Source organism: Serratia sp. (in: enterobacteria) (genome assembly GCF_052400455.1).
In the GTDB taxonomy this organism is placed as follows: domain Bacteria; phylum Pseudomonadota; class Gammaproteobacteria; order Enterobacterales; family Enterobacteriaceae; genus Serratia; species Serratia ureilytica.
This window is the reverse complement of record NZ_CP185812.1, coordinates 2,606,257-2,631,127: the sequence shown is the minus strand read 5'-3', so window position 1 is coordinate 2,631,127 and position 24,871 is coordinate 2,606,257. Positions and strand designations below refer to the sequence as shown.

Sequence of the window (24,871 nt, the reverse complement as noted above, 5' to 3'; positions counted from 1 at the left end):
AACGTTTTGCTTTCCACCGCCGGAGCCTTTCATGCCTCATTCGTTTATCCCGCCGTTATTGTCCGCCGATGAACCGCCCGCCGCCGCCGTTGAAACCCCGCGCGGCAAAGCGCCATTTTTGCTGCTGTGCGATCACGCCGGCAAGGCGATACCGCAATCCCTCGGGGATCTCGGCTTACCGCCGGGGGAGATCGAGCGCCACATCGGCTGGGATATCGGCGCGCTGGGCGTATCGCGCCATCTGAGCCGCCAACTGGACGCCACGCTGATTCATCAGCGTTACTCACGGTTGGTGATCGACTGCAACCGGGCGCCCGGCATCGCCAGCTCGATCCCGCATTTGTCTGAACTGACGCCCATCCCCGGCAATATCGGCATCGACGCCGAACACGCGCTGGCGCGTGAGCGCGAGGTATTTTTGCCGTATCACCACGCCATCGACGAGCATCTGGGGCAACGCCAACTGCGCGAACTGCCGACGGCGGTGATCGCCATGCACAGCTTCACGCCGGTGTTCAAGGGCCAATCGCGCCCCTGGCAGGTGGGGCTGCTGTTTAACCGCTACCCGGAATTTGCGCTGCTGTTAGCTGAACTGCTGCGTGAAGAGGGGGATCTGCAGGTGGGTATTAACGAACCTTATGCGATGACGGACGCCACCGATTACACGTTGCCGGTGCACGCGGAGCGCCGCGGTTTGCCTTACGTCGGCATCGAAATTCGCCAGGATTTGGTCGCTGACGAACGCGGGCAACAGGCATGGGCGAAACGTTTCGCGCGCCTGCTGCCGCAGGCCTGGCAACGCTGGCAAATTTGACTTTAGGAATATTCCCAGAGATGATAACCGTAAGGAATACGTAAGACGTCATTAGAAAAAAGTCAGGAGACACGTGTGGAGCACAGCGATAACGGACTGTTTATCAAACGGGAGCGTTTTGAAGTTCTGGCGATTCTGCGAGAAATTTGCAAACAACGCACGCCGCTGCGCGTAGAAAATCAGCAGCACCGGTTTCAAAGTCTGTTATTGAGCGTCGGGCCGGACAATATCGTGTTCAGCGGTGAGGAAGCCTCGAGCGCCATCGACGGCGCTTGCACCATCGTGATTGAAAGCAACGATGCCAAAATCGAGTTTTCCGTCCCCCAGGCGGAGCTGACCGAACATCAGGGCGTACAGGCCTGTTCGACCCGGCTGCCGCAGGAGCTGGTCTATATCCAGCGTCGCCGTCAATTCCGCATCACTACGCCGCACTGGCGCCAATTCTTTTGTACCGGCGAATACCCGGACGGCACGCCGTACGAGCTGCGGATCCACGATCTCTCCGCCGGCGGCGTCGGTTTACGCTTCGACGGCCCGCTGCCGGATTTCTTCCAGCCAGGCTTGCAGTTTAAGAAAGCGGAGCTGGATCTGGGCAGCTACGGCAGCTTCAAGGTCAACATGGAGCTGGTGGTGGTCAACGACGATCAGGAAACCGACGATAACGACCAGGTGGTGCACTTCTCGCGCCTGTCATGCCGCTTTCTTAAGCTCGGATTGGCGATGGAGCGCAAAATTCAGAGCGCGGTGTTCGCCTTCGAGCTGGATTTCAACAAAAAGAAAAAACGCTGATAGGTATCAGGGGCAGTGCGCTGCCCCTCTGACTCGCCTGCGGCCTTAGGGTTTAAGCGCCCGCAGGCTGCCGATCTCTTCCCAACCGAAATGCGCCGCTTCGGCCAGTACGCCGCACACTTCATCGCCGGCGGCAACCACTGCCGCGTCGAGCGCAGCGCCCTGCAGCAGATGGCTGACCAGCAACGCGGTGAACAGATCGCCGGTGCCTTTGACCGCCGATTTGACCTTCGGATGAGTAAAGCACTGCGTTTCCTGCCGGGTGACCAGCATCAATCCCACTTCGTCTTCGTGTTGCGCTACGCCCGGTGCGCTGGTGACCAACACCCATTCGGTGGTGTCGTTCAACAGCGCCTGCGCGGCGTGTTGCGTCTGCTCGCGGCTGCTCAGTTGCCGGCCGCACAGCTGCTCCAGTTCGAAACCGTTCGGCGTCAGGCCGTTGGCCAGCCGCAGGAACGGCGAGCGATAGCAGTTGACGATGCGTTCATCCACGTAGATCCCTTCACCGTAATCGCCCATCACCGGATCGATATAGATTTTTATCTGCGGATTGAGCGAGCGCACCCGCTGCAGCCAGTTGGCCAGAATATGGCACTGCATCACGTCGCCCAGGTAGCCAACGATCACCGCCCGTGCGCGCTTCATGACGCCGCGGGCGATCAGGTCGTCGAGAAAACCGCCGAACCAATCGCCGGAGATGACGCCGCCGTGCGGTTTGCCGTAATAGGGCGGGCAGCCGAACAGCACGCTGGGCACCTGCAGCGCCTCCAGTCCCTTTTTCAGCAGAGCGCGGTAGGCGATGCCGTTGCCGACGCTGCCGTAGACCACCTGAGATTGAATGCTGATCACGTCGATAGACGGTGACCGCAAAGGTGAAGCCTGTTGCATGAGTTACTTCCTTGGTTCGTTGTTATCCAGCCAGCGCGCGAACACCTGCCGCGCGCGCTGTTCCAGCTGCGCGCCGTGGCGCGCGGCCTGGTCGCGCAGGGGCTGGGGCGCGATGCCGGCCAGTTCCAGCTCGCAGGCATGGCCAATCAGCCAGCGTTCGATATCGCGATAATCCGCCTCCAAATGGAACTGCAGGCCGAGCGCGAACCCCTGATAGTCGAAAGCCTGATGCGGGCATACCGCCGTGCCGGCCAGGCAGCGGGCGCCGTCCGGGATCATGAACATATCCCCGTGCCAGTGCAGCACCGGCGTGTCGGCCAGCGGCGCCAGCACCGACTCCTCTTCCGCCGGCGGCGTGGTCAGCGGGGCGAAGCCTATCTCTTTCACGCCGAGCGAAATAACCTCAGCGCCCAGCGCCTGGGCGATCACTTGCGCGCCGAGGCAAACCCCGAGGGTCGGCCGCCGCTGCGCCAGGCGCTGTTTGACCAGCGCGAATTCATGGTCGAGAAAATCATACCGCTGCTCGCCGGAAAAGTGCTGAGCGGCGCTGATCGGCCCGCCGAGCACCACCAACAGATCGGTCTCTTCATTATTGATAGCACGAATATCATCGCGGCCGGCATCGTAATAATCGATCTGATAGCCGCGCAGTGACAGCAGGGAACCGAGGATGCCCAGGTTTTCAAAGTTGACGTGCCGAATGGCGACGGCTTTTTTCATTGTTTAACCTCGCTAGCGTGAGTGAAGGGGATCAGCGCCAGCGACTCGCCCAGCACCGTGATGCCCTGCGCGTCGCTCTGGTAGACGATGCGGCGTTCGCTGACCTGGCTGAGCTGCACCTGATAACCCTGTGCGGCCGGGAACAGCGCGCAGGCCTGCTCCAGCTGATCGGCTGCCCACGGGGTGAACAGCTGCAGGCGGGCAAAGGCTTTTCCTGCATACTGAATGTCGAGCACGTAATGTTTATCCATGGAACCCCTTACTTTTGGCCGCAGAAGCTGCTAATCTTATTTGAACTAGTACAAAAGGATTTATGTATGAATTCATTGTATGCAAAAGGCGGCGGCGCTGTCCAGATTGCCGAGCAGATCGCCGCACGCATCAAAAACGGCGCGCTGCGGCCGGGCGAACTGTTGCCGCCGGTACGCCAGCTGGCGGCGGAGCTGGAGGTCAATCCGAATACCGTGGCCAGCGCATACGCCAGATTGCGCGATGCCGGCCTGGTGGCGACGCGCGGGCGGGCAGGCACGGTGGTGCTGGAGCGGCCGCTGGCGGCGGTGAGTGCGGCCTATGCGCCGCGCCAGGTGCCGGCGGGGATGTGCGATCTGGCCAGCGGCAACCTGGATGCCGCTTTGCTGCCGGTGCTGAGGCTTGGCGCGGCGGAGGTGTTCCCGCAGCAAAACGGCTATGACATCAGCGGCGACCTGCCGGTATTGACCGGTCTCGGGTGTGAGTGGCTCGGGCGCCAGGGCGTGGCCCTGGGGGAACCGGCGGTGTTTTCCGGCGCGTTGGACGCGATGGAAAAGGCGCTGCGCTGCCATGCGCAGCCTGGGGCGGCGGTGTGGGTGGAAGATCCCTGCTGGCCGCCGCTATTGACGCTGCTGCGTCACCTGCGCCTGCGCCCGCTGCCGCTGGCGGTGGATGAACAGGGCTGTCGGCTGCCGGAGAGTGGCGCGGCTGACGCGGTGATCCTGACGCCGCGCGCCCATAATCCGACCGGCGCTTCGCTTTCAGCGCAACGTGCGCAGCAGTGGCGAGGTTTTCTGCGCGGCCATCCGCAGTGTCTGGCGATCGTCGACGATTTCTGGGGGCCGTTGTCGCAACAGCCGCTGCATCTGCCGTTCGACGGCGATCGCGGCCTGTACGTGCTGTCGCTCAGCAAGTTTCTCAGCCCGGATCTGCGCATCGCGTTGGCCTGCGGCAGCCCGACCTTGCTGCAGGCGATGCGCGCCGATCAGTACATCAGCGAACGCTGGGTCAGCCATATCTTGCAGCAGATCGCCGCCAGACTGTGGGAACAAGCCTTGCAGGAAGGGCAATTGCAGCGGGCGCAACAGGCGTATCAGGCCAGACGGGATGAGCTGGTCCAGCGGCTCAATGCGTTGAATCACACGGCGCTGGCGGTAGGTGAAGGGCTGCATCTGTGGGTGCCGGTGCGCTCGGAAACCGCCGCCGCGCAACTGATGGCGCAGCGGGGATGGCTGGTGCAGGGCGGTGAACCTTTTCGCCTGAAGTGCGGTCCGGCGCTCCGCGTCAGCCTGGCGAACGTCACGCCGTCGCAGTTGGCGCCGCTGGCGCAGGATCTGTCCGAAGCCATGCGGACGGCGGCGGCGATCAACTAAGCCGGCGTCAAACTCTCCTCCGCCAGTAACTGCAGCGAGGCTAACCGGGCGGCCGGTTCGGCGATCGGCGTGTCGATGATGAACTCTTCCACGCCGTACTGTTGCTGCAGCTGCGCCAGTTGCTGATGCACCTGCTGCGCGGTGCCGAGCAGAATATGGCTTTCCCGCGGCTCGATGCGGTAGTCGGTGGCGCCGGCCTGCTGCACGAAACTCTCCGCCTGCGCCAGGCTGCCGACGGTCACACTCTGCTCACCGGCAACGTGCACGCGGTATTGCCGAATGTCGGCCGCCAATGCCGCGGCCTGTTCCTCGCTGGGGGCCACGATCGCCGCCACCGCCAGCAGCGCCTTGCGGCCGCTGCTGTGTGCGGCGTAGTGCTCCAGCGCGTCGCGGATATCCTGCGGATTACCGTTCAAATGGGCGGCGAACACGAAGGCCCAGCCGGACTCGGCCGCCAGCGTTGCGCTTTCTTTACTGGCACCGAGCAGAAAACGCTGTGCGCCCTGCGGCGGCAGCGGTGTGGCGCTCAGGCCGGGCTCGGCGTCGTCGTTCAGATAGGCGGTCAACTGCGACAGCTGCTGAGGAAAGTCCGGCTTGCGTTGCCGATCGTGGGCGGCCTGCAGCGCCTGGGTTGCGAGCGGCAGCCCGCCGGGCGCTTTGCCCACCCCGAGATCGACGCGTCCCGGCGCCAGCGCCGCCAGCAGGTTGAAGTTTTCGGCCACCTTGTAGGCGCTGTAGTGCTGCAGCATCACGCCGCCGGAGCCGATGCGAATGCGCGTCGTCTGGCCGAGCAGGTAGCCGATCAGCACTTCCGGCGACGGGCAGGCGAGCTGCGGCGTGTTGTGGTGCTCGGCCAGCCAGAAACGCCGATACCCCCAGCGTTCCGCCCGTTGCGCCAGCTGCAGCGTGCGCGCCAGCGCCTGCGCGGCGCTTTCTCCGTCGGCGATCGGACTTTTTTCCAATATGCTCAAGGCATAAGCCATTTTTCCCGCTCCTTTCATCATCAGATATGCCTGACAAATACCATGCGGGCGGCGCGCGGCTTAATACTGATTGGCGATAGGATATTCCATTGATCCAAAACGGATTTGGATATGCGCAGAACGGTAAAGCGCCGCGATTTTACCGCTCCAGCCAGGCCTTCAGACGAATGGCGTCACGGTAGTGGCCGTAGCGCGGCTGCGCGCCAAGCAAGATCATCACCACAGGCTGCCCTTTGATGGTGGTGCGCATCACCAGGCAGTGACCGGCCTCGTCGGTAAAGCCGGTTTTCTGCAGCTGGATCTTCCAGGCCGGGTTGTTGATCAGACCGTTGGAACTGCGATAGACCAGCTGGCCGCGGCCAGGACGCACGATCTGCTGCTTGTCGGTGCTGAAGCGGCGAATCAATGGATAGCGATAGGCGTGATTGACCATTTTCAGCAGATCGTTGGCGGTGGCTACGTTGCGCGGCGTTAGCCCGGTCGGATCGTAGAAACGGGCGCGTTTCATGCCGATGGCGCGCGCTTTCTGATTCATTTTCGCCACGAAGGCCTTGCGCCCGCCGGGATAACTGCGGCTCAGCGCCGCGGCGGCGCGGTTTTCCGAAGACATCAGGGCGATGTGCAGCATGTCGCGGCGGCTGAGCACCGAGCCGATGGTCAGCCGCGAATGGGTTTTTTTCAGCAGATCGCGATCGGCGGCGGTGACTTTGAGTTGACTGCTCATGGGGCGTTTGCTGTCCAGGGCGACCATGGCGGTCATCAGCTTGGACAGAGACGCGATCGGCAGCACGCGGTTCGGTTGCTTCTGATAGAGCGTTTTTCCGGTACGCTGATTGACGACCAGCACCGATTTGGCATTCAACACCAATGGCGGCGCGGCGGCATGGGCGGGTGCCAAAACGAACAGCAGGCTGAACAGGGCGGCGGCGCCGAAGCGCCGGACGGACAGACGGAGAACAGGGAGAAATAAAAGCATAGCGACGGCAATAGTGACCCTAAGTGATTAAAAAATATCAAAAGAGTCTGCCCGGCAAATGTGAAGGAAATAGGGTGATAATCGCTCAAACTGTTACAGCAATCCCTTTTGCCGCAGCGTGAAGCGGGTGGCTTCGTTCAGATCGTAGTCCGCCAGGCGTTCGCGCGGCACCCAGGCGTAGTCGTCGAATTCATCGTTGATCGTCACGTCGCGGTTGGCGGCGTGGCAGTCGAAAATCAGGTAAATCATGTAGATTTGTTCCCGGCTGCCGTCGGCGTAGGTTTTGATGCGCACATCGTCGCGGAAGGTCCAGGGCGTGATGCTGTCGAGGATCAGCGCGGGGCCCAGCTCTTCGCGCACTTCGCGCCGCAGCGCTTGCTCTATCTGCTCACCCGGCTCGACGCCGCCGCCGGACAGCGCCCACTGGCCGGGAAATACGCCCTTGTGCGCGGCCATTTTGCACAGCAGGAAGGCGTTATCGTTTTCAATCAGCGGGCAGACAATGATGCGTTGGCGCATGGAGGACTCCTGTCAGAAAGCAAAGCCGCAGGATAGCAGATTTGGCGGCGCAGGGCGGGAAGGTCGATCGCATTCTGTGCGGCGGCGGGAAATCCGGTCGGCGTCTGTCATGGGGTTGCCTCCGGCTTTGTTTTCTTCAACGGGAAATCAATCGCAGATGTTATTAAGTATCAATTCGAATAATTTCGCGTCAGGATAAAGCAGGGATTTTAACCTATCATGGAGTTGATAACGTATGCCTACTAATGGAATAAAACCGCTGTGCCTGATGACTCTTCTGCTGCTGTCGGCCTGCCACAGCGCGCCGGTCAGCCAGCCCCCTCAAGACGCCACGGCGACAGCCCCTATCGATGCCACCAAATCGCTGTTCCCGCTGGGGAACTATTCGCAGTCTGTCGATAAATGGTTGCCGCCCGGTCCGCAGCGGCGGGTGCCCGTGATGGATGCCGCCACGCAGCAACGTCATTTTTCCGCTCTTAAATCTCACTATTTTGGCATGGAGCCGAACGATGAATCCCCCTGGAATCCGCATTACATCGCTGCCGTCCTGAACCGCGAAGCGGAAAGCCACCGTGATGCCGCAATGGATAAACACCTTGGCCGTGGAAGTGTCTCCTGGGGGGAAAACTTCAGGACTCACACCGACCGCTGGAAACAGCAAGTCAGAGATAACGCTTCTACGGACATTAGCCAGGTTTATCATTCTTCGGCCCGAGGCATTGCGGTCAGGGAGACGCTGGTCAGGATCCTGCCGACGGACGATCCGGCTTATGACGACCCTCGCCTGGCTGGACAAGGTTATCCCTTTGATAATTTGCAGGATTCGTCTATCCGCCCCGGCACTCCGGTATACGTTATTACGCAAAGCCGCGATAAACGCTGGAAATACGTCATGTCGCCTACGGTGATCGGTTGGGTGCATAGCGAAGACATCGCGGCGGCGGATCAGCGGTTTGTCTCCGAATGGCTGGCGCTGGCGGGGAAAAATCTGGGGGCATTCATTAAACAGCCGGTTTCGGTGCAAACGGGCGGCCAGTTTTATTTTACGGCGCGCCACGGCACGATTCTGCCATTTTACCGTCACCGACAGGGCCTTTTTGTGGTCGCCGTGCCGGTACGCCGAGAGGATGGCCGCGCACAGATGCGCCGGGTCGTTGTCAAGAAGGGGGAATTTGCCGCCATGCCGTGGAAAATGACGCCCGAACATCTTGCCGTACTGATGCGGTCAATGAGCGGCAGGCCTTATGGCTGGGGGAACTATAACTTCAATAATGACTGCTCCGCCGAACTGCGCAGTCTGTTGATGCCTTTTGGCCTCTTTCTTCCCAGAAATTCCGCCGCGCAGATACAGGCGGCCACCCGCGTGGTTGATCTTGCTCAAGCGAACACCAGTGAACGGCTGCGCTATCTCAAAGATCACGGCAAACCCTTCACCACGCTGGTTTACATTCCGGGCCATATCATGCTGTATATCGGTAATGCGCTCATTGACGGCCAGGTTGTGCCGATGACGTACCAGAATATCTGGGGGCTGCGCCCGGCAGATTCAAAGCGCCGCAGCATTATCGGCGGCGCAGTATTTTTCCCGCTGCTGGCGACCTATCCTGAAGATGCGAGCCTGATGTCGCTGGCGGGCAAGGCGCAGTTTAAACTGGGATTTATTGAATAGCCCTTTCTTTAGCTGATAAAGCGACCGCGAATGCGGCCGCTTGTTGTGCGGCGACAAATCGAACTGCGCTAATTGCCTAGCCGGCGCTGGATAATTTTATCGTGCTCATCCGTCAGGTTAGCGTAATTCCAAATAAATAATCCGCCAAGGTTAAAGTCCAAAACCTGATCGATAAAGTAATTTAAATTCCAGTCGGTCAATCCTTTGGTCGTCAGGGCCAGAATGCATTTTTTATTTTCGGCCCCGTTCGCCAACGATTGTTTTAATGCCGGGATCACATTAGCGAGAATATCGTCATTGCTCCACATCGCTGCCGCATAACAGTAATGGATAAAGCGGTCGCATTGGTCTGATTGAATGATTTTTCTGACTTTCTCGTTGAGCTTGTTGCCATTTTCCGTATTGGGGTGGTTGTAAGAATAACCGGCAATAAAACCAAAGCTGGTCTCTTTCCCGGCCTCCTTTAGCCGTTTCATGGCTTCGATGACCCGTTCGGTGTTCATATTGCATTCGTCATCAAAATCGACGCCATCCCAGCCCCGATCGACCGTGGCCGCGACGATCCTCAACACTTCATCCTCATTGGCCGGCTTTTGCTGCGGGGAGCATCCGCCGCCGCCGTAAACCCATAGCGTCTTTCCGTTAAAGCCGGGAAGCGTATCGGGTTTGTTTTGTTTTTCCGGGCTCCATCCTGGCTGGGCTGAGGTGCCTGTGGTTAAGCCATCAAGGTTGGTTACCATGCCGTACATCATGACATCGAACGCTTTATGCGGTTGGCCAGCCAGAGACTGGCTCCATCCGCCCGTAATAAACTTGTTCATTGTCGTTATCTCCTTATTGAGCGTGTTCCTTAAATGAATGTGTCTTGCATGATGGAGGGTATCAGCCGCTATATTCATTTAGCCATTGTGCGGTTGCTGAACGGGCAAGGGATGAAAACTTTTTAAAATGAAATGACGTTTTTATGACGGAAATATTAATGAGCAAGAGCGTTGAAAATCATTAACGCCGAGCGATAAAGATTGTTATAACAGCGTGGACGATCTGGGCTAACGGCAATAGGCAGGATAAGGCTTTATGGTGCAAAGGGCAGCGGAAAAGATGCACAAGCTGGATTTTGATGATGAAGTGACCGGGCTGATCTACGGCCATGCGTTTCGCTCCGGCGAGCCGCCGGCGCGCCTGAACTCGCAGCAGGTTTGCCTGGCTTACCAAACGTTGTCGCCCGGCGACGGTTTTATCTGGCTGCACCTCAATCTCAACCACGCGGCGGCGGAGAAGTGGCTGAAAAACCATTTCGCCATTTCCGATTTTTTCTTTCACGAAATTCGTCACGGTTCCCACACTACGCGCATCGAGCGGCAGGGCGACGATCTGTTCGCCGTGCTCAACGATGTGATCTTTCACCCTGAAGACAACAACCCGGAAACGGCGACGCTGTGGCTGTATTGCCGCCGTGGGCTGGTGGTGACCGTGCGTCATAAACCGGTGCGATTGATCGAGCGGTTGCTGGGCCGCCTGACGGCGCTGCAGCTGGCGTCGTCCACCGAGCTACTGGCGCACCTGCTGGAAGAGCAGGAGGATGTGCTGGAGCAGGTGGTGCGGCAGGCCAATCAGTATGTCGATACCATCGAGGATCGTCTGCTGACGAGCCGCGTTAAACGCAACCGCGCCGAGCTGGGGCGCATGCGCCGCATGCTATTGCGCTTTCAGCGCCTGTTGGCGCCGGAGCCGGCCGCGCTGTTTCGCCTGTTGAACCGGCCGCCGAGCTGGCTGAGCCGTGAGGTGGTACAGGATCTGCGGCAGTTTACCGAAGAGTTCACCGTAGTGTTGAACGATCTCGCCAGCCTGACCGAACGCATTCGGCTGCTGCAGGAAGAGCTGGGCGCCAAACTGATGGAGCAGAATAACCGCACGCTTTACACCCTGACGGTGATCACCGTGCTGGCGTTGCCGATCAACATCGTCGCCGGTTTTTTCGGCATGAACGTCGGAGGCATACCGCTGGCCAGCAATCACCATGGTTTTATCCTGCTGGTGTTGCTGGTCGGCAGTTTCACGCTGATCGCCGGTTATCTGGCGTTCAGGCGCAGGGACGAGTCGTAATTACAGGCGGGCGCGGTACTCTTCTTCCAGCCGGGCATGGGTGCTCCAGAACGGCTGCGGCGCCCGATCGTGCAGGCGATCCAGCAGAATATCCAGATGGGTATGCCAGCCGCCGGCGACGCTGAGCATCTCGTCGCGGTTAGCCAGGCGCCGGTGGGTGACCGTCAGCAGCACCGCGTTTCCCTGTTCCGTCAACTCGAAGGTCACTTCGGAAGGGCGCCCCTGATCCTGTTCGGCCCAGGTAAAGCTCAATAGGCGCGGCGGGAACAGGCAGGTGATGTGGCCGCGGTTGCTGACGCAGCCGCCGTGCTGTTTGTACTTGGCCGGCGGTTGCTCGTGCTCGCCCGCCAGATCGGAGTTGCGAAACTCCAGCTCCAGCGGCGCGCCGTTTTCCAACTTCATGGCGCCTGCCGCCAGCCAGGTGGCGCGCTTGTCGGATTCGGTCAGGTAAGCCCACACCCGCTCGATGGGGCCGGGCAGCAGCCGCTGGATGCGCAGCGTGCCGGGTTCGATAATCATGCCGTAATCATTCATGGTTCACTCCTTGGGAGGAAGCTGTTCGGGCTGCAGCAGCGCCTGTTCGAGCGCATCCAGCCGTTCAGTCCAGAAATGTTCATAGGTTTGCAGCCAGTGCATGGCCTGCGCCATAGGCTCGGGTTCGAGCCGGCAGATATGGTTTCTTCCTTGCACGGTGCGTTGCACCAGGCCCGCATGTTCCAGTGCTTTCACGTGCTTGGAGGCGCCGGCGAACGACATCTGCAACGGCGCGGCCAGTTCGCCGATACTGCGTTCACCGCCGGCCAGCGCGCGTAACATCGAGCGGCGGGTCGGGTCGGCCAGCGCATGAAAAATGGCGTCCAGCTGTGAGGAAGATAATTCAACCATATGGTTGAATATAGATCAGGCGGGCTAATATTCAACCGTTTTGTTGAATATTTTTTGCCCCGGCGCCAAACCGGGGCGAGGATCAGGCGTCGGCGTGCGCCAGCAGGGCGTTGAGCAACACGTCGGCGCCGGCGGCGGCCCAGGCGGGAGTGATATCTTCCCGCTCGTTGTGGCTGATGCCGTCCACGCAGGGAATGAAAATCATGGCGGTCGGGGCGACGCGGTTAAGGTAACAGGCGTCGTGGCCGGCGCCGGAAATCATGTCGCGATGGCGATAGCCCAATGCCTGCGCGGCGTGACGCACGCTGCCAATACACCCCGGATCGAAGGCGATCGGGGGATACTGGAAGATGCGCTCGGCCCGGGCGGCCAGGCCGCCGCCGTTGACCTCGTTTACCGCCGCCAGTAGGCGCTGCTCCATCTGCACCAGAATAGCCTCCTGCGGATGGCGGAATTCGACGCTGAAAAAGACGCGCCCCGGCACCACGTTGCGCGAATTGGGGGTGATTTGCGCCATGCCCACCGTGGCGCGCGCGTCGGGCGCGAAATCCCAACCGATGCGGTTGACCGCCGTGACCAGCGCCGCTAAGCCGAGCAGGGCGTCGCGGCGCCGATCCATCGGCGTGGTGCCGGCATGGGCGCTGAAGCCGACGACCTCCAGTTCATACCAGCGCTGCCCTTGTGCGGCGGTGACTACGCCGATGTCGAGATGCTCCGCTTCCAAAATCGGCCCCTGTTCGATGTGCAACTCGAAGGCGGCATGGATCGGCGTGTCGCCCACCGGGTACTCGCCGGCGTAGCCGATGCGCTCCAGCGCGTCGCCGAGGCTGACGCCGTGCTCGTCGCGGCGCGTCAGGCCGTATTCCAGGTCGAATACCCCGGCGAACACGCCCGAGGCGATCATCGCCGGCGCGAAGCGCGCGCCTTCTTCGTTGGTCCAGTTGATCACTTCGATCGCGCGTTCGGTGACGATCTGCCGATCGTTAAGGGTACGAATAACCTCTAATCCGGCCAGCACGCCGTAGATGCCGTCGAAACGGCCGCCGCGGGGCTGCGAATCACCGTGCGAGCCGGTGACGACCGGCGCCAGCTCGGGGCGAGCGCCTTCACGCCGCAGGAACATGTTGCCCATTTTGTCGACGCGTACGCTGCAACCCGCCTCCTGCGCCCAGGCGCGCAGTTGCTCGCGCGCTTGCCGATCTTCTTCACTCAGCGCCAGCCGGGTGACGCCGTTATCGGCGATGGCGCCGAACTGCGCCATCGTCTGCAGGCTTTGCCACAGGCGCTCGCCGTTGACTCGATACGTCATTGATCTTCTCCCGGCGTTTTAGCGGTGTAGCGGAAATCGCAGCAGGGGGCGCCGGACATGATGGTCTGGCTGCGCTGCAGGTCGACGTCAGGGGCATAGCCAACGATAAACTGACTGTCGCGAGCGCAGGAGAGCAGGTGGCCGATCTCCCCCAGCCCCATCTCGTGATACATCTCGGCGTAGCGGCAGCGGGTGACGTTATAGTCGAAGTGCTGCGCGTCCTGATTGATCACCTCGACGCGCAGCGCATCGTCTTTTTCCCACAGGTACTGCAAGGCGGCGAAGCTGCGCAGATCCGCACCGTTCGGTTCCTGGGCGGCGAACTGTTTGCCCGCCTCGATGGCGGCATTCTCGATGGCTTCGCCGATCACCGCCTGAGCGCGCGCCTTGCCGATTTCACGCACCAGAATCTGGTAGATCGGCTTGATGATCTCCGCCTCGATCTTTCTGCGGGCCAAAATGCCCAATTCGTTTTTTGCACAGCTCATCGCCTTGCTCCTCTTGATTTATTGTGACTTGGCGCCGCCCAACACGGTTTGCGGCTGCCATTTGCCGTCAACCACCCGGTACAGGGTGAAGCTCGGCTGTTGCAGGTTGCCTTGCGCATCGAAGGCGATGTCGCCGGTGACGCCCTGGTAATGTATGGCGCGCAGTTTCGGCAGATAATCGGCCGGATTGGCCGAATCGGCTTGCTCAATGGCGGCGATCAGCATCCGGGTGGCGTCGTAGGCGAAGGGCGCATGCAGTTCGATGTGGGTGTGATAACGATCGCGGTAGGCTTGTTCAAACGCCTTGCCGCCCGGCATCTGTTCCAGCGGTAGCCCCGGCTCCAGCGCGACGACGCCTTCGCCTTCCCGCTGCGCCAGCGTCAGGAAGGTTTGGCTGACGAAGCCGCCGGCGCCCATCAGCTGCGCGTTCATGCCCAGCTGTTTCAGTTTGCGCGCCAGCGGCGCCGCCTGCGAATCCACGCCGCCGAAGAAGATCAGATCGGCGTTTTTACTGCGGACGGTGGTCAGTACGGCGCTGAAATCAACGGTCTTGTCATCCACATACTCACGGGTGACCGGCTGCACGCCCTCGGCCTGCAGCGATTTGATAAACTCGTCCGCCAGTCCCTGGCCGAAAGCGGTGCGATCGTCTATCACTGCGATGCGCTTGGCTTTCAGCGTCTTCACCGCATATTGCCCGGCGTAGTTGCCGCCGTCGTCGTCGTGGCCCATCACGCGAAAGCTGGTGTCAAAACCTTGCTGCGTGTAGCCGTGACCGGTCGCCACCGGCGCCACCTGAGCGATGCCGGCGTCGTGATAGATGCGCGCCGCCGGGATGCTGGTGCCGGTGTTCCAGTGGCCGACCACGCCGGCGACGCCTTCGTCGACCAAACGCTGCGCCACGGCCACGGCGGTGCGCGGGTCGGACTGATCGTCCTCGGACACCAGCTTGAAGGTGACCGGTTTGCCGTTCAGCGTCGGTTTCTGTGCGTTAGCGTCGGCGATCGCCAGCCGTGCGCCGTTTTCGAGATCTTTGCCGATGCGCGCGGAAGGGCCGGTCAGCGGCCCGGCAAGACCGATCAATACGGTGTCGTCCGCCAGCGCCGGGAGGCTCAGGATCATTGTCATGGCGGCCAGCGCCAACGGCTTGATGCGAATGTTCTGCTGCATGTCATACTCCTGGTGCGGTTAAAAGTAACAACGGTTATTCACCCAAATAGATCCGTTTGATTTTTTCATCGTCCAGCATGTCGGCGGAGCGGCCGCTGTGGCTCAGGCTGCCGCTGTCCAATACGTAGGCGCGATCGGTGGACGCCAGCGCCAGGCGGGCGTTCTGCTCGACCAACAGCAGCGTGACGCCGTCACGGGCTAACTGCTTGATGACCGAGAAAATGGCCTCCACCACAATCGGCGCCAGCCCCATCGACGGTTCGTCCAATATCAGCAGCCGCGGGCGGCTGAGCAGCGCGCGGCCCATCGCCACCATCTGTTGTTCACCGCCGGAAAGCAGCCCGGCCGGTTGATGCAGGCGCTCGCTCAGCCGTGGGAAGGTGGCGCACACGCGTTCAAAATCTTGCCGCACCGCCGATGCGTCACGCCGCGCATAGGCACCCAGCTGCAGGTTTTCTCGCACCGTCAGGCGGGTGAAAATGCCGCGTCCCTCCGGCACCATCACCAGCCCTTGCTGCAGCAAGCGGTGCGGCGGCATGCCGCGAATCGAACGGCCGTCGAACAGGATGTCGCCCTCAAACGGCTGCAGGCCGGTCAGCGCCCGCAGGCTCGAGGTTTTGCCCGCGCCATTGGCGCCGATCAGCGTCACCTGTTCGCCGGCGTTCACCATGAAATCGATGCCTTTGACCGCATGAATGCCGCCATAAGACACTTTGAGTCGTTTAACGCTCAGCAGGGCTTCAGACATGCGCGCCGCCTCCCAGATAGGCTTGAATGACCGCCGGTTCGCGCCGCACCTGCGCCGGTTCGCCTTCGGCGATCGCTTTGCCGTAATCCAGCACCGTCAGCCGATCGCACAGGCCCATCACCAGCTTGACGTCATGTTCGATCAGCAGCAGCGTTTTGCCGCTGTCGCGGATGCGCAGCAGCAGTTCGCGCAGCGCCACTTTTTCTCCGGCGTTCATGCCGGCTGCCGGTTCGTCCAGCGCCAGCAACCGGGGCTCGGTCGCCAGCGCGCGGGCGATCTCCAGCCGCCGCTGATGGCCGTAGGCGAGATCGCCGGCGCGGTAATGGGCGAATTGGCTGATGCCGACGTACTCCAGCAGCGCATGAGATTTATCGCGCACCGCCTGTTCCTCCTCCCTGGCGCGACGGTGCCGGGCGATCGCCGCCCACAGGCCGTTGCGGGTGCGCACGTGGCAGCCGACCATCACGTTTTCCAGCACGCTCATTTCATTGAACAACCGCAGGTTTTGGAAGGTGCGGGCAATGCCGGCCTGCGCCACTTTGTCGATCGCCTGGGGCTTATAGCGCTGGCCCGCCAGGCGGAACTCGCCCGCGTCGGCGCGATACAGGCCGGTGATCAGGTTGAAGCAGGTGGTCTTACCGGCGCCGTTCGGCCCAATCAGGCCGTAGATTTCCCCCTGGCGGATGCTCATGCTGACGTCATCCACCGCCGTCAGGCCGCCGAAGCGTTTGCTGATATGGTGTAAAGCGAGCAGCGGCGTCATGCGGCGTTCCCCCGTGCGTGGCGGGCCGGCCACAGGCCCGCCGGGCGATACAGCATCACCAGGATCAGCGCCAGGCCGTAAAACAGTTGGCGGATGATTTCCGGGTCGATCAGCACCTGGCCGAATAGCGCCTGCTGCAGCGGCCCCATGCTGCTGCGCAGCAGCTCCGGCAGGGCAGCCAGCAGCAGCGCGCCCAGGATCACGCCGGGGATGTGCCCCATGCCGCCGAGCACCACCATCGCCAGTACGGCGATCGATTCCTGCAGGGTGAACGATTCCGGCGACACGAAGCCCTGAAACGCGGCGAACAGCGCGCCGGCCACGCCGCCGAAGGTGGCGCCGATGGCGAAGGCCAGCAGCTTGAAGTTGCGGGTGTTGATGCCCATCGCCCGCGCGGCGTCCTCGTCTTCGCGGATCGCCGTCCACGCGCGGCCGATGCGCGAGTTCTGCAGCCGCAGGCTGATGAAGAGGATCGCCAGCAGCAGGGCGGCGAACAGGTAGTAATACAGGTACAGGCCGGAAAAACGTACGCCGAACCACTCATGCATGCCGGAAAACTTCAGGCCGAACAGGCTGACCGGATCGATGCCGGAAATGCCTTTGGGGCCGTTGGTGAGGTTGACCGGGCGGTCGAGATTGCGCATCAGAATGCGCACGATTTCGCCGAAACCGAGCGTGACGATCGCCAGATAATCGCCGCGCAGCCGCAGCGTCGGCGCGCCGAGCAGGATGCCGCACGCCGCCGCCAGCAGCGCCGCCAGCGGGATCAGACCCAGCATCGACAGGTGCAGCCCGTCGGGGAACCACTGCAGCAGCAGCGGGAATTGCTGTGTCAGATGCGGTGACGACAGCAGCGCGGCCAAATAGGCGCCGACGGCGTAAAAGGCGATAAAGCCCATGTCCAGCAACCCGGTCATGCCCACCACGATGTTCAGCCCGAGCGCCAGCATCAGGTACAGCAGGGCGAAATCGACGACCCGCACCCAGTAGTTGCCCCCGGCGGCGCCCGCCACCCAGGGCGCCAGCAGCAGCGCGAGAATGAACAGCGTCAGCCCCAGCCTGGCGCGGCGCGGCGTGGCCAGAGGAACGGGAGGAGTCAAAACGGTCATGGTGATGTCCTTATGCGCGCGTGGCGATGCGTTCGCCCAAGAGCCCGGAGGGGCGGAAGACCAGCACGGCGATCAGCACCAGAAACGCGAACACGTCCTGGTAGTTGCTGCCGAACACGCCGCCGGTCAGCTCGCCGAGATAGCCGGTGCCCAGCGATTCGAACAGGCCCAGCAGCAATCCGCCGAGCATCGCGCCGCGCAGGTTGCCGATGCCGCCAAGCACGGCGGCGGTAAACGCCTTGATGCCCGGCAGAAAGCCCATCGAGAAACCGGCGTTGCCGTAGTTGCTGGCCATCATGATGCCGGCCACCGCCGCCAGCGCGCCGCCGAGCGCGAAGGTCAGAACGATGATGCGGTCAGGACTGATGCCCATCAGGCCGGCGACCTGCGGGTTTTCCGCCGTGGCGCGCATGGCGCGGCCGAAACGGCTGTGTTCGACCAGCAGCCATAAGCCGGCCATGACCGCGACGGCCACCGCCAGCGTGACGATCGCCGTGCCGGTGATCACCGCCGGCGCATGCCCGCCGCTGCCTACGGTCAGGGCGATGGGGGTCATTGGCAGCAGCTGAGGAAACATCAGGGGATTGCGTGACCAGATCAGCATCGCCAGGGTTTGCAGCAGCAGCGAGACGCCGATACCGCTGATCAGCGGGGCCAGGCGCGGTGCATTGCGCAACCGGCGGTAGGCGAGACGCTCGATCGCCATCGAGGTGATCGCACAGACCGCCATGGCGAACAGGGCCGCCAGCAGCAGCGTGGCGTACGGTGGTAACGCGGGAAAGTGGTGTTGCAACACGCTTATCGCCGACAACGCGCTCAGCGCACCGACCATCAGCACGTCGCCGTGCGCGAAATTGATGATGCGCAGGATGCCGTACACCATGGTGTAACCGAGCGCGATCAGCGCATAGATGCTGCCGAGCATCAAACCGTTGACGGTTTGCTGTACCAGCGTATCCATAGAGAGAGTCCGGAGATAATGAGTCAGGAGGGTCACAGTAGAGAATTTAAAAAAATTGTAAAATACGGAAAAATACTTTCTTATACAAAAAACGAGTGATTTTAATGCGTTGATTTTTATGTATATTGAATCCATTCCTTCAGTGTCGATTTCCCAAAAACAGTCAATATATGAAAAAAACAGAACAGTACGATGAGCCATTGCCGATGCTGCCGAACGATCCGCCGCTGCGCGCCGTGCGGGCGTTCGAAGCCATCGCGCGCCTGGGGGGCATCAGCGCGGCGGCTAATGAGCTGATGATTTCGCCTTCGGCGGTCAGTCATCAACTCAAAACGCTGGAGGCATTTTTGCAGATGCCGTTGACCGAACGGCAGGGGCGTAACCTGGTGCTGCGCAGCGAGGGGCGGGAGTATTACCGTTCGATTCGCTCGGCGTTCAACGTGCTGCGCCAGGCGACCGAACACGTGCGCGAGCAATCCGCGTCGCGGCAGGTGACCATCAGCCTGATCCCGCTGTTCGGCATGGGTTGGTTCATTCCGCGGCTGCGTGGTTTCCTGCGCGAAAATCCGGATATCGACATCAATGTGGTCTACGCCAACCACCGCAATTACCTGAGCGACGCCGCCGACCTGTCGATCCGCTTCGGGGTCGGGCAGTGGACCGGCTATCGCAGCGAGAAGCTGATGTCCGGCAAAATGGTGCCGGTGTGCAGCCGGGCATTCAGTAAACTGCATGGTTTGCTCGATACGCCGGAGCAGCTGGCGACGCTGCCGCTGCTGCACGACGAGGAGCGCAATACCTGGATGCAATGGTTTCAGCAGGCCGGCGTCAAGCGCCCGCTGCGCAGTATCGGCCCGATGTTTGAGGACGGATTGTTGACGTTAGCGGCGGTGCAGGCGGGGCTAGGGTGCGCGTTGATGCGTGAACCGTTAATCGCCCAGTACCTTGAAAGCGGTGAGTTGATCAAAATGTTCGATCTGCCGATCGACGACGGCCGCGATTATTACCTGTGCGCTCGACTGGATAGCGAGCTGTCGCAGGAAGGCGAAAATCTGCGGCAGTGGCTGCGCCGCGAAGCCGATGACAGCCGGCTCGCGTAACGCCGGGCGGAAACAGGGGAGAGCCGGACGTTCATTTCACCTTCCCACGACGCGCGCCACGCCAACAGGAAAGTGCTAGGCCCTCTGGGGTGGGCGTTTTTAAACCGTTGCTCACCGGTGATGATTGCTGAAGCTTCAACGCGCGATACTGTCACTGGCGAAGATGACGGCTATGCTTAACTTGCCGATCACGTGGCGCGACGGCCACAAAGTGACAATAATTCCCACTCTAAGCGCAACGTCAAGGAGCGAGCAGATGTCTGTCGGCAATGATACGGAAACCGTGAATAAGACGGGGCTGGCGCCGCTGGCGTTGGGCGCATTGGGCGTGGTGTTCGGCGATATCGGCACCAGCCCGCTGTACACCCTGAAAACCGTGCTGTTTCTCTCCGGCGACGCGCCTTCGGCGCCGGTGATCCTTGGCCTGCTGTCGCTGATATTCTGGACGCTGGTGATCGTCACTTCTCTCAAATACGCCATGTTCGCCATGCGCATCGGCAACCGCGGCGAGGGCGGCATCATGGCGCTGATGTCGCTGCTGGTCAGCAAGCGAAAATCCCGGCCGCTGGTGCTGTTCGCCGGCCTGTTCGGCGCCGCGCTCATTTACGGCGACGGCGCCATCACGCCGGCCATCTCGGTGCTCTCGGCCCTCGAAGGGCTGAACATCGTGCTGCCGGCGTCGCAGCCCTTTATTCTACCGGCGGCGGTGGTGATTTTGCTCAGTCTGTTCGCCATTCAGCCGCTGGGTACCGCGCGCATCGGCCGCGTGTTCGGGCCGATCATGGCGCTGTGGTTCCTGTCGATCGCTGCGTTGGGCGTGTGGGGCATCATCCAGCATCCGGCGGTATTGCTGGCGCTGAACCCGCTCTACGGCATTCACTTCCTGTTCTCCAACGGACTGACCAGCTTCCTGGTGCTGGGCGGCGTGTTTTTGTGCGTCACCGGCGCCGAAGCGCTGTATGCCGACATGGGGCATTTCGGCAAACGGCCGATTTGGCTGGCCTGGTTCGGCATCGTTTTTCCCAGCCTGTTGCTTAACTACGCCGGTCAGGCCGCGCTGATCCTGAGCGGCGCCGATGTCACGCAGAACATCTTCTTCCGTTTATGCCCGCCGGCGATGCTGATCCCGCTGGTGATTCTGGCCACGCTGGCGACGATCATCGCCAGCCAGGCGATCATCAGCGGTGCGTTTTCCATGACCCGGCAGGCGATCCAACTGGGGTGGCTGCCGCGGCTGCGGGTCAGGCAAACCACCGAGGAAAGTTACGGGCAGATCTACATTGGCGCCATCAACTGGCTGCTGATGGTGGTGACGCTGTTCCTGACCGTGTTCTTTAAATCGTCGGACAATCTGGCCGCCGCCTACGGCATCGCCGTCTCGTTGACCATGATCATGACCACCGGCCTGCTGTTCGTCGCCATGCGCGAGGTGTGGCGCTGGGGGCCGATCGCCAGCCTGTTGGTGGCGGGCGGTTTCTTCGTGGTCGATTTGAGCTTCCTGACGGCCAACATGACTAAAGTGCTGCAGGGCGGTTATATCCCGCTGCTGTTGGCCGCCGCGGTCTATACCGTGATGCTGGTCTGGCATCGCGGGGTGCTGGCGGCCGCGCGCACCCTCGGTGAAACGACAGTGCCGGTAGAGGATTTCCTGGAGAAAATCCGCCGTGAATCCGTGCCGCGTGTGCCGGGCACCGCGGTATTCCTGACTCGCAGCCTGCAGGGGACGCCGCCGGTGATGAAATGGCAGGTCAAGCGTAACGGTTCGCTGCACGCCAACGTGCTGGCGCTCACCATTGCCATCGTCAATGAGCCGCGGGTCTCGAATGCTGAACGGTTGGTGATGCGCGAGCTGTCGCCGGGTTTTTGGTGCGGCGTGGCCAGCTATGGCTTTATGGAGCGGCCTAACATCCCGCAGCTGTTGCAGCACGTCGAGGCGCAAAAATCCGGTCTGAACTTCGACGAGGCGACCTACTATCTCGGGCACGAGACCGTGGTGCGCCGCGAAGCGAACGACCGGTTGCCATCCTGGCAGCGCAACTTGTTCGCGCTGATGGTGCGCAACGGCATGCACGTCACGGATTATTACTACCTGCCCAGCGATCAGGTGGTGGAGATTAGCCGCCGCGTGCCGGTATAGGGTGCGAAAAAGGCATCGCCGCAATTGCGGCTTGCATCACACAACGCGGTTTGCATTTCATTCCTGGCCGCCATAACCTGACAAGAAACGGATTGTTACTGACGCGATCAGGCAAAACCTAACTTCTCTCCCGGCATCGAACATGGCCGGATGGGCGGTTAGGTTTTTTTTTTGCAAAAAGGAGAAGGGAATGAAACTTGTCGTCGCTAATGACTACCAGGAAATGAGTGAGCTGGCCGCCAGCCTGTTGTTGAGTTACATGCTGCGCCCGCAGCGCGTCAATCTGGCTATCACCGCCGGCTCGACGCCTAAACGGATGTATGAGTTGTTGGCTCCGCGCGTCAAGGGCCACGCGGAATTCGCCAACGCGCATTACTATAATTTCGATGAAATTCCTTACGCTGGCCGATCGGGCTATGGCGTCACCATGGAGAATCTGCACCGTATGTTCTTTGGCCCGGCGGCGATCCCCGAGCGGCAACTGCACGTCTTGAATTCGGACAACTACCTCCAGCACGATCGGCGTATCGCCGAAGATGGCGGGCTGGATGCGATCGTGATGGGCGTCGGAGCGGACGGGCATTTCTGCGGCAATCTGCCGGGCACCACCGCCTTCGAAGACCACACCTGTCGGGTGCCGGTTTCCGCCAGGCCGGATATGGCGGACATTTTGCTCAAAGAGGTGGGCGGCCGCACTGAATGGTTGCCCGATCATTACATCACCCTGGGGCCTGCAAGCGTGATGGCCGCCAAAAAGCTGGTGCTGCTCGTCAACGGTTCGCACAAAGCGGACATTTTGCGGCGCATTGTCAGCGGGCCGGTGGAGTGCGGGGTGCCCGCCAGCATTTTGATGCTGCATCCGGACCTGTTGATTATCGCCGATCGGGAGGCCGCGGCGCTGCTGCCTTAAGCGTTCATCCGGCGCGTCTCGCCTCAGAACCAACGGTCATAACCTGCAACCAAAGCGTCTTTCCCTGCGGCGCAGAATCAGGCTAGAGTGCGTTTTTTCATGCACCTGGGGGATTCCGATGCTGTTCGATTTAAACCAGCAGGCGGCCGAACTGCCTGAGGTCTGGCGCTCTGCCGTGCTGGGCCGCGTCGGTGCGGCCAATATCAAAGTGCTGCGCATGGATGCGCGCAGCATTGCGGATGAAGTGCATGATTACAGCGAAGGGTTGCTGGTGATCAGCGGCCACCTGCGGCTGCAGGTGGCGGGGGAAGAAGTGGTGGTGCGGGCCGGTCAGCTGTATCAGGCCGCGGCCGGCGTGCCGCACCGCGTGTTGCCGGGCAGCGAAGGCACGCTGGTGATTGTCGATTTGCCGGAGGATTAAGCGTCGCCCAACGCCGTCAGCGCCACGTTTACCGCCGCCAATAACCGCGCCTCGGTGACGCCGTCACGCGCCTGAATCGACAGGCCGTGCAGGAAGACGGCGAAATAGTCACCCAGGCTGTCGGCGTCGGTGTCGGCCGGCAATTCGCCGGTTTGCACCGCCTGCCGCAGCCGTTCGACGATCTGCTGCGTGCGCTGCAGCCGATGCTCTGCCAGCCAGGCTTTGAGCCCGTCGTTTTCCGCGCTGACGCTGGCGGCGGCGGAGACCACCATGCAGCCTTGCGGCAGATCGGGCCGACTATAGAGCCGCACGGCGTCTTCCAGCAGGCGTTTGAGCGCCGGGCGAATGCCGCTTTCCGTCGCGAAGGCGCGATCGGCGAAGCCCCCTTCGGCGGTTTCATAACAGGCAATCGCCTCGCGAAACAGCTGCTCTTTGGAGCCGAACGCTTTGTAGATGCGTGCGGAAGCGATGCCCAACTCCGCCACCAGATCCGACATCGAGGTGCCTTCGTAACCTTGCCGCCAGAATAAGTTTCGCGCCTTCAATAGCGCCTGTTCGCGATCGAACTCGCGCGGTCTGCCTGCCATTCGCTGCTCCAATTTACCTGCCATTCAGCGACATAGGATCGCTTAAATCGACGGGAATACCAATGCCTTTATAAATTTCGCTTGCGGTCGCCGCGCTTTGCTCCTATTGTTTGTCAATCGACAACCAATAGGAGTTTACGATGAAAACCCTCAAAGGTCCAAGCCTGCATCTCGCGCAATTCAGCGATGATGCGGCGCCGTTCAACAGCTTGCCCGCCATTGCCGAGTGGGCGGCGCGGACCGGTTTTACCGCCTTGCAGATCCCGGCCTGGGATCGGCGCTTATTCGACGTGGCCACCGCTGCGGAAAGCCAAACCTACTGCGACGATTTGACCGGCATGTTGGCGGAGCAGGGGTTGGTGGTCAGCGAACTGACCAGCCATATCTTCGGCCAGCTGATGGCGGTGCACCCGGCTTACGATGCGCTGTGCGACAGCTTTGCGCCGCCGGCGTTGCAGGGCGATCCCAAGGCCCGCGGCGAGTGGGCGCTGCAGCAAATGCTTTTGGCGGTGAAGGCGTCGGCGCGGCTGGGGCTCAGCGAACTGGGCACCTTTTCCGGTTCGCTGGCCTGGCCCTATCTGTTCCCGTTCCCGCAGCGCCCTGAAGGATTGATTGACACCGCGTTCAACGAGCTCGCCAAACGCTGGCTGCCGGTGCTCGACGCCTGCGAGGAGCAGGGCATCAATCTGTGTTATGAAATTCACCCGAGTGAGGATCTGCACGACGGCGTGACGTTTGAGATGTTTCTGCAGCGCGTCGGCAACCATCCGCGTTGCCGGGTGTTGTTCGATCCGAGCCACATGGTGCTGCAGCAGCTTAACTATCTGGAGTTTATCGATATCTATAAGGACGTTATCGGCATGTTCCACGTTAAGGACGCCGAGTTCAATCCGACCGGCCGTCAGGGCATATACGGCGGTTATCAGTCCTGGATCGATCGCGCCGGCCGTTTCCGCTCGCTGGGCGACGGCCAGGTCGATTTCAACGGCATTTTCTCCCGTTTGACGCAGTATGGCTATCCGGGCTGGGCGACGCTGGAGTGGGAGTGCTGCCTGAAAAATCCGCAGGACGGCGCTCGCGAAGGCGCGGCCTTCATTCGCGATCGCATTATCCGTGTCACCGACAAAGTGTTTGATGACTTCGCCGGTGCGCCGGTCAATCCTCAGCAGATCAATGCGCTGCTCGGCATTCGCTGAG

Annotated in this window: 27 protein-coding genes; 10 read left to right on the top strand and 17 right to left on the bottom strand. The window is 61.3% G+C overall.

What is annotated here, in order from left to right; all coding sequences use genetic code 11:
• Window positions 1-31: 31 nt before the first annotated feature.
• Both ACORQT_RS12735 and ACORQT_RS12730 read left to right on the top strand, forming a co-directional pair.
• Window positions 32-814, top strand: coding sequence for an N-formylglutamate amidohydrolase (locus ACORQT_RS12735; RefSeq protein ID WP_042784616.1), 783 nt, complete (start codon window positions 32-34; stop codon window positions 812-814).
• A 75-nt stretch (window positions 815-889) separates the two neighbouring features.
• Complete coding sequence (locus ACORQT_RS12730; protein ID WP_033643201.1) at window positions 890-1,603, top strand: flagellar brake protein; 714 nt, start codon at window positions 890-892, stop codon at window positions 1,601-1,603.
• 45 nt (window positions 1,604-1,648) lie between these two features.
• Here ACORQT_RS12730 and pdxY read toward each other — a convergent pair whose 3' ends face one another.
• The 3 genes from pdxY to ACORQT_RS12715 are packed head-to-tail and all read right to left on the bottom strand — an operon-like array spanning window position 1,649 to window position 3,462.
• Window positions 1,649-2,491 (bottom strand): pyridoxal kinase, encoded by an 843-nt coding sequence (gene pdxY / locus ACORQT_RS12725; RefSeq protein WP_089191814.1) that lies wholly within the window; start codon window positions 2,489-2,491, stop codon window positions 1,649-1,651.
• A gap of 3 nt (window positions 2,492-2,494) precedes the next feature.
• Window positions 2,495-3,211 (bottom strand): glutamine amidotransferase, encoded by a 717-nt coding sequence (locus ACORQT_RS12720; protein ID WP_164057203.1) that lies wholly within the window; start codon window positions 3,209-3,211, stop codon window positions 2,495-2,497.
• Entirely contained in the window at window positions 3,208-3,462 is a 255-nt protein-coding gene (locus tag ACORQT_RS12715; protein ID WP_164057202.1) for a hypothetical protein, read from the bottom strand. The genes ACORQT_RS12720 and ACORQT_RS12715 overlap by 4 nt, the downstream gene beginning before the upstream one ends.
• A gap of 66 nt (window positions 3,463-3,528) precedes the next feature.
• Between ACORQT_RS12715 and ACORQT_RS12710 the strand changes: the two genes are divergently transcribed.
• Window positions 3,529-4,833 (top strand): aminotransferase class I/II-fold pyridoxal phosphate-dependent enzyme, encoded by a 1,305-nt coding sequence (locus ACORQT_RS12710; RefSeq protein ID WP_164057201.1) that lies wholly within the window; start codon window positions 3,529-3,531, stop codon window positions 4,831-4,833.
• Here ACORQT_RS12710 and ACORQT_RS12705 read toward each other — a convergent pair.
• The 3 genes from ACORQT_RS12705 to nudI form a co-directional block, all read right to left on the bottom strand.
• The gene (locus ACORQT_RS12705) at window positions 4,830-5,816 is read right to left on the bottom strand and encodes an MsnO8 family LLM class oxidoreductase (RefSeq protein WP_164057200.1); all 987 of its coding nucleotides are present in this window, start codon (window positions 5,814-5,816) and stop codon (window positions 4,830-4,832) included. The two genes, ACORQT_RS12710 and ACORQT_RS12705, sit on opposite strands and share 4 nt — an antisense overlap.
• A 139-nt stretch (window positions 5,817-5,955) precedes the next feature.
• Window positions 5,956-6,792: a D-alanyl-D-alanine endopeptidase gene (gene pbpG, locus ACORQT_RS12700; protein WP_164057199.1), complete on the bottom strand. Its 837-nt coding sequence runs from the start codon at window positions 6,790-6,792 to the stop codon at window positions 5,956-5,958.
• Between the two features lie 93 nt (window positions 6,793-6,885).
• A complete protein-coding gene (gene nudI, locus ACORQT_RS12695; protein ID WP_033650314.1) occupies window positions 6,886-7,311 on the bottom strand; it encodes a nucleoside triphosphatase NudI in 426 nt (141 codons plus the stop codon).
• A 268-nt stretch (window positions 7,312-7,579) separates the two neighbouring features.
• On the opposite strand from nudI, the gene ACORQT_RS12690 reads away from it, so the two are divergent.
• On the top strand, window positions 7,580-8,980 hold the full coding sequence (locus ACORQT_RS12690) for an SH3 domain-containing C40 family peptidase (protein ID WP_411911941.1): 1,401 nt from the start codon (window positions 7,580-7,582) through the stop codon (window positions 8,978-8,980).
• Between the two features lie 68 nt (window positions 8,981-9,048).
• Here ACORQT_RS12690 and ACORQT_RS12685 read toward each other — a convergent pair whose 3' ends face one another.
• Window positions 9,049-9,801 carry a hypothetical protein gene (locus tag ACORQT_RS12685; protein WP_033643192.1) on the bottom strand — a complete coding sequence of 251 codons (753 nt, stop codon included), beginning with the start codon at window positions 9,799-9,801 and terminating at the stop codon, window positions 9,049-9,051.
• Between the two features lie 256 nt (window positions 9,802-10,057).
• Between ACORQT_RS12685 and ACORQT_RS12680 the strand changes: the two genes are divergently transcribed.
• On the top strand, window positions 10,058-11,086 hold the full coding sequence (locus tag ACORQT_RS12680; RefSeq protein ID WP_033643191.1) for a transporter: 1,029 nt from the start codon (window positions 10,058-10,060) through the stop codon (window positions 11,084-11,086).
• Here the strand turns inward: ACORQT_RS12680 and ACORQT_RS12675 are convergent, their stop codons facing one another.
• The 9 genes from ACORQT_RS12675 to ACORQT_RS12635 form a co-directional block, all read right to left on the bottom strand.
• On the bottom strand, window positions 11,087-11,620 hold the full coding sequence (locus ACORQT_RS12675; protein ID WP_016927616.1) for an SRPBCC family protein: 534 nt from the start codon (window positions 11,618-11,620) through the stop codon (window positions 11,087-11,089). It abuts the gene before it with no gap.
• A 3-nt stretch (window positions 11,621-11,623) separates the two neighbouring features.
• Window positions 11,624-11,971, bottom strand: coding sequence for an ArsR/SmtB family transcription factor (locus tag ACORQT_RS12670; RefSeq protein WP_004938187.1), 348 nt, complete (start codon window positions 11,969-11,971; stop codon window positions 11,624-11,626).
• An 82-nt stretch (window positions 11,972-12,053) separates the two neighbouring features.
• Window positions 12,054-13,280, bottom strand: a complete 1,227-nt coding sequence (locus tag ACORQT_RS12665; protein WP_164057197.1) for a Zn-dependent hydrolase — start codon at window positions 13,278-13,280, stop codon at window positions 12,054-12,056.
• A complete protein-coding gene (locus ACORQT_RS12660; protein ID WP_033643188.1) occupies window positions 13,277-13,768 on the bottom strand; it encodes an L-2-amino-thiazoline-4-carboxylic acid hydrolase in 492 nt (163 codons plus the stop codon). Before ACORQT_RS12660 ends, ACORQT_RS12665 begins: the two co-directional genes overlap by 4 nt.
• 18 nt (window positions 13,769-13,786) lie before the next feature.
• Complete coding sequence (locus ACORQT_RS12655) at window positions 13,787-14,896, bottom strand: branched-chain amino acid ABC transporter substrate-binding protein (protein WP_373275640.1); 1,110 nt, start codon at window positions 14,894-14,896, stop codon at window positions 13,787-13,789.
• Window positions 14,897-14,972: 76 nt separating this feature from the next.
• On the bottom strand, window positions 14,973-15,686 hold the full coding sequence (locus ACORQT_RS12650) for an ABC transporter ATP-binding protein (protein WP_042784608.1): 714 nt from the start codon (window positions 15,684-15,686) through the stop codon (window positions 14,973-14,975).
• Window positions 15,679-16,449, bottom strand: a complete 771-nt coding sequence (locus ACORQT_RS12645) for an ABC transporter ATP-binding protein (RefSeq protein WP_033643185.1) — start codon at window positions 16,447-16,449, stop codon at window positions 15,679-15,681. The genes ACORQT_RS12650 and ACORQT_RS12645 overlap by 8 nt, the downstream gene beginning before the upstream one ends.
• Window positions 16,446-17,558, bottom strand: coding sequence for an ABC transporter permease subunit (locus tag ACORQT_RS12640; protein ID WP_033643184.1), 1,113 nt, complete (start codon window positions 17,556-17,558; stop codon window positions 16,446-16,448). The genes ACORQT_RS12645 and ACORQT_RS12640 overlap by 4 nt, the downstream gene beginning before the upstream one ends.
• 10 nt (window positions 17,559-17,568) lie before the next feature.
• Complete coding sequence (locus tag ACORQT_RS12635; protein ID WP_164057195.1) at window positions 17,569-18,519, bottom strand: branched-chain amino acid ABC transporter permease; 951 nt, start codon at window positions 18,517-18,519, stop codon at window positions 17,569-17,571.
• Between the two features lie 170 nt (window positions 18,520-18,689).
• On the opposite strand from ACORQT_RS12635, the gene ACORQT_RS12630 reads away from it, so the two are divergent.
• The 4 genes from ACORQT_RS12630 (at window position 18,690) to ACORQT_RS12615 (ending at window position 23,087) form a co-directional block, all read left to right on the top strand.
• Window positions 18,690-19,619: a LysR substrate-binding domain-containing protein gene (locus tag ACORQT_RS12630; protein ID WP_047575096.1), complete on the top strand. Its 930-nt coding sequence runs from the start codon at window positions 18,690-18,692 to the stop codon at window positions 19,617-19,619.
• A 256-nt stretch (window positions 19,620-19,875) separates the two neighbouring features.
• Complete coding sequence (locus tag ACORQT_RS12625; protein WP_164057194.1) at window positions 19,876-21,756, top strand: potassium transporter Kup; 1,881 nt, start codon at window positions 19,876-19,878, stop codon at window positions 21,754-21,756.
• Window positions 21,757-21,946: 190 nt separating this feature from the next.
• Window positions 21,947-22,666: a glucosamine-6-phosphate deaminase gene (locus tag ACORQT_RS12620; protein WP_164057193.1), complete on the top strand. Its 720-nt coding sequence runs from the start codon at window positions 21,947-21,949 to the stop codon at window positions 22,664-22,666.
• 118 nt (window positions 22,667-22,784) lie between these two features.
• On the top strand, window positions 22,785-23,087 hold the full coding sequence (locus ACORQT_RS12615; protein ID WP_164057192.1) for a cupin domain-containing protein: 303 nt from the start codon (window positions 22,785-22,787) through the stop codon (window positions 23,085-23,087).
• Here ACORQT_RS12615 and ACORQT_RS12610 read toward each other — a convergent pair.
• Window positions 23,084-23,674 carry a TetR/AcrR family transcriptional regulator gene (locus tag ACORQT_RS12610; protein WP_033650324.1) on the bottom strand — a complete coding sequence of 197 codons (591 nt, stop codon included), beginning with the start codon at window positions 23,672-23,674 and terminating at the stop codon, window positions 23,084-23,086. The two genes, ACORQT_RS12615 and ACORQT_RS12610, sit on opposite strands and share 4 nt — an antisense overlap.
• A 140-nt stretch (window positions 23,675-23,814) precedes the next feature.
• Here ACORQT_RS12610 and ACORQT_RS12605 point away from each other — a divergent pair, with 140 nt between their 5' ends.
• Window positions 23,815-24,870, top strand: a complete 1,056-nt coding sequence (locus tag ACORQT_RS12605) for a sugar phosphate isomerase/epimerase family protein (RefSeq protein ID WP_033643176.1) — start codon at window positions 23,815-23,817, stop codon at window positions 24,868-24,870.
• Window position 24,871: the final 1 nt, after the last annotated feature.